The following is a 16,232-nucleotide window of genomic DNA, read 5'->3' on the forward strand; positions in this document are numbered from 1 at the left end:
CGGTTGATTTGTTAATTTCAGGTTCCCTAAACCAAAACCCTCTTTTGGGTCGTTAATTACTTATTGAGCAAGCGATTTCCATGAGCTTCCTATATCCTTCGTTCCTGCTTGGGTTGCTGGCCGTGTCGGTGCCCATCGCCATTCACTTATTTAACTTTCGACGGACCCGTCGGGTGTATTTCACCAATGTCGCCCTGCTGAAGACGGTCCAGACAGAAACCAAGTCGTTCCGGCGGCTGAAGCACTGGTTGCTGCTGGCGGCCCGCGTACTGTTTATCGCCTGTCTGGTGCTGGCGTTTGCCCAACCCTTTATCCCCAGCAAAAATAAACTGGGCCTGACGCGGCAGGGTGCAACCAGCCTCTACCTGGATAACTCGTACAGCATGCAGAATGAGCAGAACGAGAAACGTTACCTCGACATGGCTATCGGTAAGCTGGACGAACTAATGGGCCTGTTCCGAAATGCGTCGTCGCTGCAACTGCTGACCAACGACTTTTCGGCCGACGAACAGACGCTCGCCAGCGCCGACGCCATTCGTGACCGGGTAACAGCCGTTCGGTTTGCGCACACCCCCCGCACGCTGGAGGCCGTTTACCGCCGGCAGAAGAATTTATTGGCTACCACTAACCCGGGGGGCCGCAATCAGCTTTTCTGGTTCTCCGATTTCCAGAGAAGTACCGCCGGTGATTTAGGCCGTCTGCAATTTGACACCACCGACCGGGTATTTCTGGTGCCGCTTGATGCCAAACCGACCCGCAATGTGTACGTGGATTCGGTGTGGCTGAGTACCCCATTCATCCGGGAAATGCAGAACAACAGCCTGAACGTAAAGCTCAGCAACAGCGGCCGCGACGCCGTTCGTAACCTGCCCATCCGCCTGTACCTTGATAACATTCAAACTTCGACCGCTACGGTTAGTCTGGACCCGAAAGGCTCCGGTATGGCTACGCTTAATTTCAATGTAACGTCCAAAGGCTATCACCGGGGCCGCATTGTTTTTGAAGACTACCCCATTACGTTTGATAACGAGTTTTTCTTCGTCATTGAAGCCTCGCCTTCCATCCGGGTATTACACCTGCACGAGCAAAAAGGGAATACCGACTATGTCGACGCGGTTTTCTCCAACGACAGCCTGTTTATCCGCCGAAGCTACAGCGCCCGGAATTTCGACGTGGGGCAGTTGAAAGAAACCGATCTGGTGGTACTGGAAGGTGTGTCGCAGATCAACGGAACACTGCGCAGTGAACTGGAGCGCTTTGTTCGGCAGGGCGGCAGCCTGGCCATTATTCCGCCCGGTAATCCGGATGTTAATACCTACGGGCCTTTCTTAAACGCCCTCGGTGTGGGTGGTGTACAGTCACAGGCGCAGCCGCTACCGACGGCCCAGCCACTGAGCGATCCTGACCGCCGAAGTCCTTTTTTCCGCGATGTATTCCAGCAGACCTACCAGAGTGAACCGCTCAATCTGCCAAACGCCGTGCCGGTCTGGCGCTGGAGCGCCGGCGACCGCCTGCTGACCCTGCGCGACGGCAATCCTTTCCTGACCCAGTCCCGCGCCGGCCAGGGCTACCTGTACATGCTTGGTAACCCACTGGACTCGCAGTACGGTAATATTGCCCAGCACGCGCTGTTTGTGCCCGTGATGTATAAGATTGCGGCTCTGAGTGTACGCCCGCAGCGGACGGCCTACTCGTTCGACGAAAACCTGGTGTCGGTGCCGGTCAGGAACCCGTCGGAGAAAGCCGTGTATAAACTAAAAAAAGACAAGCTGGAGTTTATTCCGGTTCAGCGGGTGGTGAATAACCAGTTGCTGATGGAGATGCCCAAGAGTAATCAGCTCACCAGCGGCCAGGAGATCGAATCCGGCTATTATGAATTACAACTCAGCCGAGACGGTAACGCTGGTAGCGACGGGCCCGCCGTTACCGAACGCCTGCTGGCCATCAACCACGGCAACCGCGAATCAACCATGGACTTCTACTCGGCTGCCGAACTCCGTCAGGCCTTCGCGAATCAGCCCAATGTAGAAGTCTTCGACAGCATCAACGACGGCGATTTTGTGAAGGTGCTGGAAGAAGAGAACCTCGGCAAGAGCCTTTGGCAATACTTCCTGATTGCCGCCCTCGCCTTCCTGCTGATGGAAATTCTGCTGGCGCGGTTTATGAAGGGGTAACCGTATATTGATTGGTACATCGAACAACGAATGCACCTATAATCAAGGCAGATGTCACCGCTTAATCAATCCTTTTTTATTATTGGGTTTAAAGTATCGATATTGAAGGGCAAATAACTGTGGATATGCCCAAACTCTACTGTAGCATTTTGTTGATACTGTGTTATTTTTCCACCTTTGGCCAAATCAATTTCGATCAACTGCCCCGCGATTTGCAATTATACCCGCGTAACGCAACCAACATGGCGGTGATACCTGTTAGTGGCCGGGTGGTTACACCAGGTTGGAACAAAATTAGTGTTCAGGTCCTACGGGAGGGCAGAGTAGACCAGCATCTTAGCCAAAGTATCGACCCAACGACCACAAACACGGCATTCCAATTCAAACCTCAAATTAAAGCAGAACCAGCGGAGTACACAGTAAAGGTATTTCTATACAGACAAAATGACTCAACGCTGTTAGCAGTACGTGACCGGATCGTTTGTGGTGATGTATACGTTATCTACGGTCAGTCCAACGCAGCCGCAGGGGGAGGAATGGATACGCATTACTCTTTTAACTTCGACGACAAATACCTGCGTAATGCTGCGTTTTCCTTCATCTCTTCAACTATGTATGGAGAAATGAACTGGTACACAGCCAAGCAGCCTTATGGTAGCGTAGGTGGTATTGGTCTGACGCTCCAGCGGCTAATTCTGGAAAAATATGGTATCCCCACTTGTATACTAAATGGCGCGGAGGGTGGTGCAGCTATTGGGCTTCTTACCGAACGGGATCCTATATACCACGCCAATCCGAATACATTTTACGGTAGGCTTTTACATAGGGCACAGTGGGCAAATGTTGTCCAACAGGTAAAAGCCATAATTTTTAAGCAGGGCGAAGCCGACGCTGGTGCCAGTATGACCACAGGCGGACAGTATAGTGAAACATTGACCAGGTTGTTCAGCCAGTTTCGGGAGGACTTTGGTGATGCTCGCATCTACGTGGGGCAGATCAATATTTTGCCAGATCGGAATGAAGAAGCAGCGGCCATCCGTGAAGTACAACGGCAAGTCAGATATAACTTTAAAAATATTGAAAGTGTTGCTACCATAGGGACGCCCCTCGGCGAAGATGGGGTGCATTATTCAGCAGAAGCCAATCAACAGTTAGCGCTGGAGCAATTTAGATTAATTGCCAGAGATTTCTATGGCTCTAAGGATACTGTTCAGATTGGTTCCCCCGATATTAAGAAAGTATTCTACAACACACAAAAAGACTCGATTACCCTTGTTTTTGACGGCCAAATGCAGATGGTCTGGAAGAACGATACGGCCTTTTATAGTTTTTCGGATGGATCATTGATTGTCCGGCGCGAGTTGAAGGACTACTTTTTCTTGGACGGTCTGGCTGGGCAGATTACAGGTGGAGCAGCTAAAGGTAACCGCATTATTATTAGTCTGAAGCAACCGGCAGCAGCAAAAAAACTGCGTTATATGCCCACCTATTTCAGCGACAATTTACCCACGTATTACTACGGTCAGACCCTCCGTAATACGCGCGGTATGCGCGCCTTTTCTTTCGACAATTTCCCGATAGCAGATGCTATTCCTGCTGTAACGACACTTGTGGCCCGGCCTGTTTCGGGGAATCAGATTCAGTTGAACTGGAATGCACCAGCTACCGCAACCACGCAGATTCTGGAGCGCGCTGACGGAAATCATACCAGTTTTAAACGTATTAAGACCCTAAATCATTACACAGAAACTTACACTGACACCCTGGCAAATTCTATCGATACCTATTTTTATCGCATACGTACCTTCAGCGCTGTATCCGAGTCAGACTATAGCAACGTTGTCTCGGCCCGAGCATTAGTGCTGGGGCTCAAACCGACGGGATCCTCTGTGCGGCTATACCCGATCCCTCTCCTGGCCGGTCAGAACTTACATATTGAAGCAGATGAGGGGGAATTAACCGATGTAGTGATCCGCGACATGATGGGGCGGGTGGTTAAAAGCTGGTCGGGAAGCAAGCGAAACGGCATTGCCATTCCGGTGGATAATGTAGCAACCGGTCTTTACGTAGCAGACCTTCAAATGGCCGATGGGCAGGTGGTACACCAGAAGATCGTTATTCACTAATGCACACTTCTTAAGGTCAATCGACGAAGCTTCTACGAAGTGCGATCTAAAACTATCTCTCCGCCACTATGCTATATTGCCTAAAACTATAGCTCCTTAACCATGTTACTACGATCAATAACGCAGCTTAACCGTTTTAGCTGTCTCTGTCTATTTTTTATCGCAAGTCTACTACTCCGTTGCTATACATCCAGCCACGCGCAGACGTCAAAAACTACTCAGCCGGAGTCGTACTACTCGCTGGATGATTTTAAAACCGTCGAAAAGTTTGATACGCACGTTCACCTCAACACCACCAATCCAGCGCTGATTGAACAGGCCGCCGAAGACAAATTCCGGCTGCTCACCATCAATGTCGATGCGCCGACCTACCCGGCTATTGACGATCAGCAGCGGCTCGCAAACCAGCACCGGAAGGCTTTTCCGAACCGGCTGGCTTACGCCACTACATTTTCGGTGGAGAACTGGACAAGCAACGACTGGTCGAAACAAGCCATCAGCTACATCAAAAATTCGGTTGCGCAGGGAGCCATTGGTGTGAAAGTCTGGAAGAATGTAGGCATGACGCTCCGGGACAATACCGGCAAGTTTGTAATGGTCGATAATCCGCGCTTTGACCCCCTCTTTGATTATTTAGCGAAGAACAAGATTCCGCTGCTCGGCCATCTGGGTGAGCCCAAAAACTGCTGGTTACCGCTAGACCAGATGACGGTAAAATCGAACCGGGATTACTATACGAAGCATCCGGAATACCACATGTACCTGCACCCGGAGTACCCGTCGTACGAAGCACACATTCAGGCCAGAGACCGGATGCTGGCCAAACACCCGGACCTGCGGTTTATTGGCGTACACCTGGCCAGCCTGGAATGGAGCGTGGATGAGATCGCCAAACGGCTCGACCGGTTTCCGAATATGGCCATCGATATGTCGGCACGCATGGCTCATCTCCAATACCAGGCCATCACCGACTGGCAGAAGGTGCATGACTTCCTGATCAAATACCAGGACCGCATCCTCTACGCCACCGACATTGCCGTTGACCAAACCGCCACCTCCGCCGACACCCGCAAACGCGCCCACGACACTTGGCTCCGCGACTGGCGCTTTCTGACCAGCGCCGACGTCATGACCGTGCCCAGCATCGAAGGCTCCTTCAAAGCCATGCGGTTACCCCGGAGTGTCGTTGACAAGCTATACAGCAAAAATGCTCAGAAGTGGCTACTGGGTATCACTACGTTGACCAAGGGGGCGGCATCTCGTTAGAACTAAAATTCGTTATATTTACGTAATACCGCAAAAACGAATATGACTACTAAGCTAGAGAAAGCTATTTCAGAACTGAACCAATTACCAGAAAGCGAACAAAACGCTATTGCCGGCTTGATTGAAGATGAACTTCTCTGGGAGATAAGCTTAAAGAATTCACAGCAGCAGTTGGAAAACCTTGCCGATGAAGCCTTACGGGAGTTCCAGGCCGGACGAACAAAAGCGGCAGACTGCTAATGCCGCACTCTGTCACAACCCAACGGTTTAGAGAGTGTTATGCTAAATTGCCGGAGCATATTCAAGAGGCTACCCGTAAGGCTTACTATTTATGGAAAGAAGATCCTTCTCATCCTGCCATCCAATTTAAGCAAGTACACACAACTCGTCCCATTTATTCTGCTCGGGTAAGTTTAGCATTTCGGGCGCTGGGTATCCGGCAGGATAACACTATTATCTGGTTCTGGGTTGGCTCCCATGCTGATTACGACCGATTATTGAAGGTATTGTAGGTGAACATTATTCTCCGCGGGGGCATTTCTCAACAAATTGCAGACAGGCTAATAGATCTTCCCGCTCCAAATCGGGGAAAGTCTCTAACAACTCGTCCATCGTATCCCTCGCAGCCATATACTTTAACAATGACTCGACTAAGTAACGCTTGTTCCGAATGGTCGGTTTGCCATGACCGATATTCGGATTGAAGGTAATGCGGTCTAAGAGTGCCTGTTCCATACAAGAGGAACCAATAATTTAACGTACTCTTTTATTGAGTGCGTCTCTTTTCGCCCTGATTTCCTTTAGTTCTTCTTCGGTCATGGGTGGAGCATTTAACAGAAGCCGCTGTAGCTCGGTTAGTTCTGAGCCACCTTGCTCAGCTACTTCTGAAGACGATTCAGTTATGCGGGTGGCGTTTATCTGGTCAAGGGTTTTCAGGTCTTCTTCAAAAGCAGCCTCATCATAATTGACGGGAATCTGACGGCTACCGAGCAGAAATTGAAAGCAAATTCGGTCCATTCCAGCCAACCGGGCTGCCTGCCCCATTGACAGCTTACCTTTTTGATATAGCAGGACGGCTAATTCAACCTTATCCTTTACTTCTCCCATCTTGATCACGTATAACAAAACTTTGAGTCATCACCTATTAATTATCTACAACTGCGAAAGACCCAAACCAATCAGAAACCTGAGCAAAAGACTGGCCTTTACGTAACGGTTCATCAGAAGGAATTTCAATTTTTATATCATATAGGTTATCCTTTGTGCATATCAGGAGATTCTCCTTCCATACATAAAATCTTTCATAATGTTTACCATTTATTTTGATATTCTTTATAACTTCAAGAGCACGCGCATAAATTATATTTTCTTTCTTTTGAACAGAAATGATTTGTCGGTCAATATCTGCTTCAGGCCAATGGTCAAGCAATACACTAAGATTGAAGTATAAAGTTCTACCTAAAAGTTCATCATCACTTATTATATCAAAACCGACAGACTCTACTACTTTGTGGTCCTCTTTCTGCATTTTTTGAATAGAGTATCGGCTACGCTTCACCCAATTCATAGAAATAGTCGGCTGGTAAATACGTTGAATGTTTCTTAAAATAGTAACTGTGCTATCAGGATGGCTACCTATCTTTAGATCCTTATCTAATGTATCAATACGAACGACTACATTATTATCAAGAGAAGGATCTGAGAAATTGTATTTCGGCTCTCCATACCAAACGTATATTGGGATGTCTGACAAGTCTTTTATCTCTTCGGGAACTTGTTGTCCATTATTAACTAAAATCATCTCAGCAGGGTTTGAAAGCTTATACTTCCAAAAGCTACTATTAGTAGCATAAAAACCGCCCTCCTGATTGTAACCAGAGTTTATGGGCGCTGGGTCTCCATTCCTCATTATCAACTTATTCAAATCCATGAGATCTGGACCACCAAGTCTTCTTTCAATCGAACTTAACTGATTTTGATACTTATCAATTTGCGACTGATAATATTGACTAGTTATCCAAACAGCTACAGATATTAATGCAGAAACTATCGTTATAGCTGTTATGGTAAAAATTAGATGTTGACTTTTATTAGCTACCTCCAGCCAGATTAAAATTGGAGATTTTTTTCGCTTTGCCATAAATATCCTCATCAATTGTAAACTAAGCCATATACTTTAAATTCAAAGGTGTAATACACATCTTTGAATTTATTTTCAAAGGAAGGAACATACTTATTGTCTTACCTTTGTTTTGTTCTAAATCTCGTCCATTATGATCTGGCAGTAATGGTCTGTAGTTCCAATCTTTAAACGTACTTGACCAGTAAACATTTTCGCTTGGTATAGCCAAATCGCTTAGTGCTGATTTTGGTGGAATTACCGAAGCTGGCTGAGATGCTCCTTTGTCAAGATTCTTTATGCCTTTGTGTGTGACTTTCTCCGCTTTACCATCAATTACTATGGAAGCTTCATCCCAAATCAGTTTAATGGGCACTTTAGTTTTATTCGTAACAATAAAATTAATCGCCGATCTATCTATGTAGAAATCAATTTTTATTTTTTCATCATTATATGTCAATGGATCTGCGACAGAAAATTCAGGGCTCTGCAAAAGAAATTTATATTTCGATTGTCCATAGCAACAGTATAAATCAATTAACAGTATTGCCCATAATAGAAAATATTTCATTTTTCCCTCTGTTTAGCGTGACTAAATGCCCTGATATAAAGGAAGCGGTAGGATGTCCTACCGCTTCCGGAATACTAATTTCCCCAACTTGCTTAACTCCCACACATCTCGCACCCCTCAGGGTCATCCAGCGAGCATTGCATGGCGGAGTAGTTGAAATCTTCATTGACGACTGGAGCAGTAGCGGGCGCGTGCTCCTTGGCGTACTGCTCGTAGTTGAGCGGCTTTTCCACCGGTGCTACTTCGGCCATAGCAGGCTCCAGTTGTGGCTCGGCCTGCTTCTCTACCGTAAACTTCACGGCATCGGCAGCGGCCTTGGTGCGTAGGTAGTACATACCGGTCTTCAGGCCCTTTTTCCAGGCGTAGAAGTGCATCGATGTCAGCTTGCCGAAGTTCGGGTCCTGAAGGTGGATATTCAGCGACTGCGACTGGCAGATGTAGGCACCCCGATCGGCGGCCATGTCGATGATGTGCTTCTGCTTGATCTCCCAAACCGTCTTGTACAGGTCTTTAATGTGCTGCGGAATGTTCGGGATGTTCTGAACCGAACCGTTGGCGGCAATCAGCATGTTCTTCATGCTGTCGTTCCAGAGGTTCAGCTTCACCAGGTCTTTCAGCAGGTGCTTGTTCACCACCACAAACTCGCCCGACAGCACGCGACGGGTGTAGATATTGGAGGTATACGGCTCAAAGCACTCGTTGTTGCCCAGAATCTGCGAGGTCGATGCGGTTGGCATTGGGGCCAGCATGAGCGAATTGCGTACACCGTACTTTACCACCTCCTTACGCAGGCTATCCCAATCCCAGCGGCCCGATTTCGGCTTTACGGGTACGCCATCCTGTTCCCACATATCGAACTGGAAGATCCCCTGCGAAATGGGTGAGCCTTTCCAGGTCTCGTATGGACCGTGCTTCTTAGCCAGTTCCATCGACGCTACCATCGAGCCGTAGTAAATGGTTTCGAAGATGTCCTCGTTCAGGCGACGCGCTTCGTCGGATTCAAACGGCATCCGGAGCATGATAAAGGCATCGGCCAGACCCTGCACACCCAGACCGATCGGCCGGTGGCGCATGTTGCTCCGACGAGCCTCTTCAACCGGGTAGTAGTTGACGTCGATGATCTTGTTCAGGTTGCGGGTAGCCGTCATGGTTACCTCATACAGCTTCTGGTGATCGAAACGCAAAACGCCATCCTGTCCTTTGTTGACAAACTTCGGCAGGGCAATCGACGCCAGGTTACACACGGCAATTTCGTCGGGCGAAGTGTACTCGATAATCTCCGTACACAGGTTCGACGACTTGATGGTGCCGAGGTTCTTCTGGTTCGACTTCCGGTTGGCCGCATCCTTATACAGCATGTACGGCGTACCGGTCTCCGTCTGCGACTCCAGAATCTCAAACCACAGGTCCTGCGCCTTCACCGTCTTGCGGGCGCGGCCTTCGCGCTCGTACCGGGTGTACAAGGCTTCAAAGTCATCCCCGTAGGTATCGGCCAGACCGGGGCACTCGTGCGGGCAGAACAGCGACCAGCTATCGTTATCCTCTACGCGCTTCATGAACAGATCGGGCACCCACAGGGCATAGAACAGGTCGCGGGCGCGGAGTTCCTCTTTGCCGTGGTTCTTCTTCAGATCCATGAACTCGAAAATGTCGGCATGCCACGGCTCCAGATAGATCGCAAAGGAGCCTTTGCGCTTGCCACCACCCTGGTCTACGTACCGGGCCGTATCGTTGAACACACGCAGCATCGGCACAATACCGTTGGAGGTACCGTTGGTGCCTTTGATATACGTACCCGTTGCCCGCACATTGTGGATGCTCAGACCAATGCCACCCGCCGACTGCGAGATTTTGGCCGTCTGCTTCAGCGTATCGTAGATACCTTCGATGGAGTCGTCCTTCATCGTCAGCAGGAAACAGCTCGACATCTGCGGCTTCGGCGTACCGGCGTTGAACAGCGTTGGTGTCGCGTGCGTAAACCACTTCTCGGAGAGCAGGTTGTACGTCTCGATGGCCGCGTTGATATCCTTCTGGTGGATACCCACCGCTACGCGCATGAGCATGTGCTGCGGACGCTCGGCAATCTTCCCGTCGATTTTCAGCAGGTACGACTTTTCGAGTGTTTTGTAGCCGAAATAGTCGTAGCCGTAATCGCGGTCGTAGATGATCGTCGAGTCGAGAAGGGCGGCATTCTTGCGTACCACGTCGTATACCTCTTTGGAGATCAGCGAGGCATTTTCGCCCGTTTTCGGGTCGATGTACGTGTACAGCCGTTTGATGGTGCCGGAGAACGACTTGTTGGTGTTTTTGTGCAGGTTCGAGATAGCGATCCGGGCGGCCAGAATGGCGTAGTCCGGGTGCTTTGTCGTCATCGAAGCCGCCGTTTCGGCCGCCAGATTATCCAGTTCGGCGGTGGTAACGCCGTCGTAGATTCCTGAAACGACCCGCATGGCCACTTCAATGGGTTGCACATAGGTGGGGTCCAAGCCGTAGCACAGCTTCTCGATTCGCGCCGTGATTTTGTCGAACTTAACCGACTCCCGGCGGCCGTCGCGTTTGATTACATACATGAGCGTGCGGGTGGTTTATATTTGTGTTATAGAATTATATGAAAAAATAGAATAGTGTTCTCGTGTCGTTCTGCTAAAGGTACTGCCGAATAGGACGAAAAAGCAACCGCGTTGGTTCGCCAGAAAGCCGGGAGCTTTGAAAAGTGAAACCCGGATTACATGTTAAGAAATTGTTACGAGTTCGTAGTTAGCCACTTACCATTACCCTACTAAAACATCAGACTAAAAAACTTCGTAGCAATTTTATTAAGCGTGAGAAAAGCTCCGTTTAATAAGCTGTAAATGAGTGCGTTTGATCAACAAAATAGAATTTTTACCAGAAGAAGCCAGTGAAATTCAATGAAATTTAGGGAGCGGTAAGGTATCTATCCTATTGCACAATTTCCTGATGCATAGGCTTGGATACCAGCCAAAAACCTCGTAATTTTGCAATCCTTTTCGGTCGGAAACCGAAATAACGGCAAAGCAATCAGAACAATACCATGAAAAAGGGCATTCACCCGGAATACCGCGAAGTGGTTTTCCACGATCTGTCAAGCGATTACAAGTTTGTAACGCGCTCTACGATCCAGACAAAAGATACCATCGAGTTTGAAGGCCAGACCTATCCGCTCGTTAAAATTGAAGTAAGCTCGCAGTCGCACCCGTTCTACACCGGTAAGAACATGCTGCTCGACACCACGGGCCGCGTCGACAAGTTCCGCAAGCGTTACGGCAAGTAAGAATTGTCGCAAAAGGCATTCAACGAAACCCATCGGAGCAATCTGATGGGTTTCGTGCTTTTCTACGGGCGCATAGTCGAGTAACTTATCCTGTGCCCCGCCTTAACAATTCATTAATAACCAAAAACTCCGAATCAAATCAGATATTTGCAGACCGATTCCAAATCGTATGTACAACCTGATTTTATTCGACGACCCCACCATCCGTACCAACCTACTGCCGTTCACCTTTACCAGACCGGTAGCCGGCATCCGGATCGGCATCCAGACCATCGCTGAGAAGTGGGCCACCAGGCTGAATACGGCTGCCTCGTTTCTGACAGAGCCGTACTTGCAAGCCAAGTTTCCCCAGCAGCCGGGCGATGATAACCTATATATAAATGGAGCGGTATGCCCAACCGATGCCCTGGTTACGGCTATCAGCTACCTGCAACTCCAGGAAAGCCTGGTCACCCCCGATGGCCTGCTGCTGGCCGTCCGTACCGACCAAGCGCTAGAGCAAACGCCATTGCCTGACCAGTTTACAGCCGGGACGTACGAAGCACCGCTGACGATTATCCGCCAGATGCCGGACATCTACCTGAAAAACGGCGAGCAAATCCGGGCCGACTTCGCCTTCATAACCAAAGACCGTCAGTCGCAACCCATCACCGACCCGCACACGCGTTGCTATGGTATCGAGAATATCTTTGTGGAAGAAGGCGCCAAAATCCGGGCGGCCGTGCTGAACGCCGAAGCGGGACCCATCTACATTGGCCGCGATGCTACCATCAGCGAAGGCACGGTTATGATTGGTCCATTTGCGCTCTGCGACCACGCGACCGTAAACTGGGGCGGCAAAATGCGGAACAACACCACCGTCGGCCCTTACTGCAAAGTTGGTGGCGAACTTGGTAACTCTGTCCTGTTCGGTTACAGCAACAAGGCGCACGATGGCTTTCTGGGTAACTCGGTCATCGGTGAATGGTGCAATCTGGGCGCGAACACCAATAATTCGAACCTCAAGAACGATTTCACCAACGTTAAGCTGCACAGTTACGCCACCGGGCAACTGGAAGACACCGGGCTGCTTTTCTGCGGACTGATGATGGGCGACTATACCAAAGCCGGCATCAGCACCATGTTCAATACGGGTACCGTAGTAGGCGTTCTGGTCAATGTATTCGGTGCCGGTTTTCAGGACAAGCACATCCCCTCGTTTACCTGGGGCGGTGCCGCCGAAGGCTATACTGAGTACCGCCTGGAAAAAGCCCTCCAGGTTGTGTACGAAACCGTCAGCCGCCGGGATGTGGAGTTTACGGCGGAGGATGAAGCGATTCTGCGGGAGGTACAACGGATTTGCTATCCGTTAAAGCCGAGTACAACGGGACAATTGAATTCTTAGACATTTTAAACGGATTACAAATCCGTTGTACAGATGCTTTTCAGCGAAATCATAGGCCATCAAGAAACGAAGCAGGCGCTGGTGCGGGCGGTGCAGAACAACCACCTGGCCCACGCGCAGCTCTTCGACGGACCGCCGGGCAGTGCCAACCTGGCCCTGGCGCTGGCCCTGGCTACGTATGTTAATTGCGAAGACCGACAGGCTGACGATGCCTGCGGGCGGTGTGCGTCCTGCATTAAAATTCAGAAGCTGGTCCATCCCGACCTGCACATGGTGTATCCGGTGGCCAACACCAGCAAAGGAAAAACCAGCGAAGCTTACCTCGTCGACTGGCGGAAGTGGCTGCTGGAAAACCCGTACCGCACCCTGCCCGAATGGCTCGATCATATCGGGGCTGACAATAAGCAGGGAAACATCTCGGTCGAAGAGTCAAGGAATATCCTGCAAAAGCTGTCGCTGAAAGCCTACGAAGGGACCTATAAGGTGATGCTCATCTGGCTGCCCGAACTGCTTAATATAGCCTCGGCCAACGCCCTGCTGAAGGTACTGGAGGAGCCCCCCGAGCGCACCTTGTTTCTATTGGTGACCAACCAGCCCGACAAGCTGCTGATTACCATTCTCTCCCGGACCCAGCGGGTAGCCGTGCGGGCATTTACGGATACCGAGGTGGCTACCCATCTGCGGGAGCATCAGAACCTGGATGAAACAAAAGCCCGGCGCCTAGCCTACCTGGCCGACGGTAACCTGGCCGAAGCCCTCCGGCTCATTAACGTGGAGACCGACGACCGCCACAGCTGGTTTTCGGAGTGGATGCGCACCTGCTACAAGCAGGATTTAGTCAGTCTGGTGAAACAGGCGGAGGCTTTCGACGGTTTTAGCAAGGAAAAGCAGAAAGGTTTGCTCGACTATAGCCTGTGCCTGTGCCGCGACTTATTTTTGTGGAAGGAAGGTGCCGAGCAACTGATTCGACTGCCCGACGAAGAACTGACGTTTGTGAAAAATTTTTCGAAAGTACTTACCACCAATCACCTGGAGCATATTATTGCTGACCTGAACGAAGCCGTCTATCATCTGGAACGGAACGCCCGCGCCAAGATGGTCATGCTCGACCTGTCATTAACATTCAGTCGTCTGATTCGCGCCGGTGCATGAAATCACGCATCCGTAAACCTCGTACGCCAAAGCCCAAGCAAGTCATCGGTATGACCGATATTGTCGATTTTCCTGACCTGGAGCTATTCAACGTAGAGGCCAAAATTGACACTGGAGCATTTACATCGGCGCTTCATTGCAAAGATGTACGGCTGGAACGGGCTGGCTTGCAAAGCCGGTTAAGTTTTTGTGTAATGGGGCAGGCCGGTGCTATAGAAAAACGATTCTACAGTGATACCTTTACCCAACGAATCATCCGTAACTCCTTTGGTGTAGCCGAAAAGCGGTTCGTCATTAAAACCCGGATTGTTCTTTTCGGACGAATCATAAAGGCTGAATTTACCCTCGCTGACCGGGAGCGGATGCGGTACCCTGTCCTGCTGGGCCGCAAACTCCTCCGCAACCGGTTTATCGTGGATGTCTCACAAAAAAACCTTTCGCACGAATCTGGAAAGAACAACATCCCCCTTTCTAAACTTCGTGAGGTAAACCCTACGGCAGGAGCTAGCCGCTACGGCGGACCGTCAACTAATTAACCAATCAACCGACTTCCCAGCATAGTATATGCGTATTGCCATATTATCGACCAATTCGGGTCTGTACTCAACCAGACGTTTGGTCGAGGCCGTTCAACAGCGCGGCCACGAGTCATTGGTCGTAGACCACCTGGATTGCCAGGTTATTATTGAAAACGACAGTCCGTCCATTCTATATAAAGGCGAGGTGCTCGACCAGATTGATGCCATCGTCCCACGTATCGGTGCTTCCGTAACCGATTACGGCTGCGCCATTGTCCGGCAGTTTGAGATGATGAAAGTCTTCACAACCGCCAAGTCACAGGCTATTATGCGGTCGCGCAACAAACTGCGCAGCCTTCAGGTCTTGTCACGCGCCGGCGTAGGTTTACCCAAAACGGTATTTGCCAATCATGCGGAAGAAATCGATCGGCTAATTCGGCTGGTTGGTGGTCCGCCGGTGGTTATCAAACTGCTGGAAGGTACCCAGGGAATTGGCGTGGTACTGGCCGAAACGGCTAAAGCAGCTAAGTCAACCATTGAGGCATTCTACGGCTTGAAGAAACACGTTTTGATTCAGGAGTACATTGCCGAGGCTAAAGGGTCTGACATCCGGGCCTTTGTCGTTGGCGGTCATATAGTGGGGGCTATGAAGCGGCAGGGTGTTGAAGGGGAATTTCGCTCCAACCTGCACCGGGGCGGCAACGCCAAAGCCATTTTGCTGACGGCCGAGGAAGAGCAGACGGCGGTTAACGCGGCCAGAGCCCTGGGGCTAAAGGTCGCCGGCGTGGATATGCTCCGCTCCGACCGGGGGCCGCTGGTGCTTGAAGTCAACTCGTCTCCGGGTCTGGAAGGCATTGAGAAAGCTACCGGCCTGGATGTCGCCGGCCAGATCATCGGTTACATTGAAGAAAAAATTCGCGCTGATGAGGGGGACACCGTTGGAGTCTAATTAGGTTTCAACGGGCCCGACCGGCGGTTCCAGGTTTCAATTGAGATGCGAACTTGTTAACTGTTCTGTTTAACTTGAAACGCGAAACTTGGAACGTTAATACGTAAAGAATGCCTTCACTCGACCCTGAACTGAAGAAAGCCATTGTCCGGATGCCGGCCGGCGAAAAAGACAAACTATTGCTCCGGCTCATCACCAAAGACCCGCTGCTGACCGAACGGCTGCAATTTGAACTGATAGAGGGCAGCACCACAACCAACGAACGGCGGGATGCTATCAAACAGTTTATTGACCGTACCGCAAAATTAAAGCAGGATTCGGCGGGCTGGGTGATGATGGATATGCGCACCGCCAGCGGCTATATCAGCCGGCATGTCAAAGTGACCAAGGACAAATACGGCGATGTGGAACTGAGCCTGTACCTGCTCAACACGTTCTACGACCACCATATGGAAACTCTGCGCCACTACGGCAGCCGGACCGACAAGGCCGCCCAGTACATTGCCAAACGGACCGAGCAGATGCTGAAAAAACTGACAAAACTGGACCCGGATTACTTTATTGAGTTTGAGGGTGACGTAAACCGGCTATTGCCCCGCGTCCATAACTCCTGTGCAGCCTACTACGCCCGGCAGTTGACTATACCACAGCGCTGGAGCGCCTGATTGGCTAACAAATCCG

General features: G+C 50.2%; 16 protein-coding genes. 11 read left to right on the top strand and 5 right to left on the bottom strand.

The annotated features are described in order from the left end of the window. The first annotated feature begins 80 nt into the window (after positions 1-80). From ABD949_RS02915 to ABD949_RS30760, 5 genes are all read left to right on the top strand, one after another. Positions 81-2,174, top strand: a complete 2,094-nt coding sequence (locus ABD949_RS02915; protein WP_345240382.1) for a BatA domain-containing protein — start codon at positions 81-83, stop codon at positions 2,172-2,174. A 125-nt stretch (positions 2,175-2,299) separates the two neighbouring features. Continuing rightward, on the top strand, positions 2,300-4,300 hold the full coding sequence (locus tag ABD949_RS02920; RefSeq protein WP_345240383.1) for a sialate O-acetylesterase: 2,001 nt from the start codon (positions 2,300-2,302) through the stop codon (positions 4,298-4,300). 102 nt (positions 4,301-4,402) lie between these two features. Continuing rightward, complete coding sequence (locus ABD949_RS02925) at positions 4,403-5,566, top strand: amidohydrolase family protein (protein WP_345240384.1); 1,164 nt, start codon at positions 4,403-4,405, stop codon at positions 5,564-5,566. Between the two features lie 42 nt (positions 5,567-5,608). Next, on the top strand, positions 5,609-5,806 hold the full coding sequence (locus tag ABD949_RS02930; RefSeq protein WP_345240386.1) for a hypothetical protein: 198 nt from the start codon (positions 5,609-5,611) through the stop codon (positions 5,804-5,806). Then, complete coding sequence (locus ABD949_RS30760) at positions 5,806-6,078, top strand: ParE family toxin-like protein (RefSeq protein ID WP_425576719.1); 273 nt, start codon at positions 5,806-5,808, stop codon at positions 6,076-6,078. The genes ABD949_RS02930 and ABD949_RS30760 overlap by 1 nt, the downstream gene beginning before the upstream one ends. A gap of 7 nt (positions 6,079-6,085) precedes the next feature. On the opposite strand, the gene ABD949_RS02935 is transcribed toward ABD949_RS30760, so the two are convergent. The 5 genes from ABD949_RS02935 to ABD949_RS02955 all read right to left on the bottom strand — a co-directional run bounded on the left by ABD949_RS02935 (position 6,086) and on the right by ABD949_RS02955 (position 10,826). Further along, positions 6,086-6,301 (bottom strand): DUF433 domain-containing protein, encoded by a 216-nt coding sequence (locus ABD949_RS02935; protein ID WP_345240387.1) that lies wholly within the window; start codon positions 6,299-6,301, stop codon positions 6,086-6,088. A gap of 18 nt (positions 6,302-6,319) precedes the next feature. Beyond that, positions 6,320-6,673: a UPF0175 family protein gene (locus tag ABD949_RS02940; protein ID WP_345240388.1), complete on the bottom strand. Its 354-nt coding sequence runs from the start codon at positions 6,671-6,673 to the stop codon at positions 6,320-6,322. A 37-nt stretch (positions 6,674-6,710) separates the two neighbouring features. Beyond that, positions 6,711-7,706 (bottom strand): hypothetical protein, encoded by a 996-nt coding sequence (locus ABD949_RS02945; RefSeq protein WP_345240389.1) that lies wholly within the window; start codon positions 7,704-7,706, stop codon positions 6,711-6,713. 22 nt (positions 7,707-7,728) lie between these two features. After that, positions 7,729-8,256, bottom strand: coding sequence for a hypothetical protein (locus tag ABD949_RS02950; RefSeq protein ID WP_345240391.1), 528 nt, complete (start codon positions 8,254-8,256; stop codon positions 7,729-7,731). 92 nt (positions 8,257-8,348) lie between these two features. After that, positions 8,349-10,826 carry a ribonucleoside-diphosphate reductase subunit alpha gene (locus ABD949_RS02955; protein ID WP_345240393.1) on the bottom strand — a complete coding sequence of 826 codons (2,478 nt, stop codon included), beginning with the start codon at positions 10,824-10,826 and terminating at the stop codon, positions 8,349-8,351. A 482-nt stretch (positions 10,827-11,308) separates the two neighbouring features. Between ABD949_RS02955 and ABD949_RS02960 the strand changes: the two genes are divergently transcribed. The 6 genes from ABD949_RS02960 to ABD949_RS02985 all read left to right on the top strand — a co-directional run bounded on the left by ABD949_RS02960 (position 11,309) and on the right by ABD949_RS02985 (position 16,216). Beyond that, complete coding sequence (locus ABD949_RS02960; RefSeq protein WP_345240395.1) at positions 11,309-11,548, top strand: type B 50S ribosomal protein L31; 240 nt, start codon at positions 11,309-11,311, stop codon at positions 11,546-11,548. 169 nt (positions 11,549-11,717) lie between these two features. Beyond that, complete coding sequence (locus ABD949_RS02965) at positions 11,718-12,932, top strand: putative sugar nucleotidyl transferase (protein ID WP_345240397.1); 1,215 nt, start codon at positions 11,718-11,720, stop codon at positions 12,930-12,932. 33 nt (positions 12,933-12,965) lie between these two features. Beyond that, entirely contained in the window at positions 12,966-14,084 is a 1,119-nt protein-coding gene (gene holB, locus ABD949_RS02970; protein WP_345240399.1) for a DNA polymerase III subunit delta', read from the top strand. Beyond that, positions 14,081-14,620, top strand: coding sequence for an ATP-dependent zinc protease family protein (locus ABD949_RS02975; RefSeq protein WP_345240402.1), 540 nt, complete (start codon positions 14,081-14,083; stop codon positions 14,618-14,620). Before holB ends, ABD949_RS02975 begins: the two co-directional genes overlap by 4 nt. A 28-nt stretch (positions 14,621-14,648) precedes the next feature. After that, entirely contained in the window at positions 14,649-15,551 is a 903-nt protein-coding gene (rimK, locus tag ABD949_RS02980) for a 30S ribosomal protein S6--L-glutamate ligase (RefSeq protein WP_345240404.1), read from the top strand. 110 nt (positions 15,552-15,661) lie between these two features. Next, positions 15,662-16,216: a hypothetical protein gene (locus tag ABD949_RS02985; RefSeq protein ID WP_345240406.1), complete on the top strand. Its 555-nt coding sequence runs from the start codon at positions 15,662-15,664 to the stop codon at positions 16,214-16,216. Positions 16,217-16,232 lie beyond the last annotated feature (16 nt).

The sequence above is a fragment of the Nibrella saemangeumensis genome (assembly GCF_039541915.1).
GTDB lineage: Bacteria > Bacteroidota > Bacteroidia > Cytophagales > Spirosomataceae > Nibrella > Nibrella saemangeumensis.

Excerpts from the sequence above, each read along its gene's own strand:
- ABD949_RS02915 (WP_345240382.1), top strand. The coding sequence starts at position 81 with ATGAGCTTCCTATATCCTTCGTTCCTGCTTGGGTTGCTGGCCGTGTCG.
- ABD949_RS02920 (WP_345240383.1), top strand. The coding sequence starts at position 2,300 with ATGCCCAAACTCTACTGTAGCATTTTGTTGATACTGTGTTATTTTTCC.
- ABD949_RS02925 (WP_345240384.1), top strand. The coding sequence starts at position 4,403 with ATGTTACTACGATCAATAACGCAGCTTAACCGTTTTAGCTGTCTCTGT.
- ABD949_RS02930 (WP_345240386.1), top strand. The coding sequence starts at position 5,609 with ATGACTACTAAGCTAGAGAAAGCTATTTCAGAACTGAACCAATTACCA.
- ABD949_RS30760 (WP_425576719.1), top strand. The coding sequence starts at position 5,806 with ATGCCGCACTCTGTCACAACCCAACGGTTTAGAGAGTGTTATGCTAAA.
- ABD949_RS02935 (WP_345240387.1), bottom strand. The coding sequence starts at position 6,301 with ATGGAACAGGCACTCTTAGACCGCATTACCTTCAATCCGAATATCGGT.
- ABD949_RS02940 (WP_345240388.1), bottom strand. The coding sequence starts at position 6,673 with ATGGGAGAAGTAAAGGATAAGGTTGAATTAGCCGTCCTGCTATATCAA.
- ABD949_RS02945 (WP_345240389.1), bottom strand. The coding sequence starts at position 7,706 with ATGGCAAAGCGAAAAAAATCTCCAATTTTAATCTGGCTGGAGGTAGCT.
- ABD949_RS02950 (WP_345240391.1), bottom strand. The coding sequence starts at position 8,256 with ATGAAATATTTTCTATTATGGGCAATACTGTTAATTGATTTATACTGT.
- ABD949_RS02955 (WP_345240393.1), bottom strand. The coding sequence starts at position 10,826 with ATGTATGTAATCAAACGCGACGGCCGCCGGGAGTCGGTTAAGTTCGAC.
- ABD949_RS02960 (WP_345240395.1), top strand. The coding sequence starts at position 11,309 with ATGAAAAAGGGCATTCACCCGGAATACCGCGAAGTGGTTTTCCACGAT.
- ABD949_RS02965 (WP_345240397.1), top strand. The coding sequence starts at position 11,718 with ATGTACAACCTGATTTTATTCGACGACCCCACCATCCGTACCAACCTA.
- holB (WP_345240399.1), top strand. The coding sequence starts at position 12,966 with ATGCTTTTCAGCGAAATCATAGGCCATCAAGAAACGAAGCAGGCGCTG.
- ABD949_RS02975 (WP_345240402.1), top strand. The coding sequence starts at position 14,081 with ATGAAATCACGCATCCGTAAACCTCGTACGCCAAAGCCCAAGCAAGTC.
- rimK (WP_345240404.1), top strand. The coding sequence starts at position 14,649 with ATGCGTATTGCCATATTATCGACCAATTCGGGTCTGTACTCAACCAGA.
- ABD949_RS02985 (WP_345240406.1), top strand. The coding sequence starts at position 15,662 with ATGCCTTCACTCGACCCTGAACTGAAGAAAGCCATTGTCCGGATGCCG.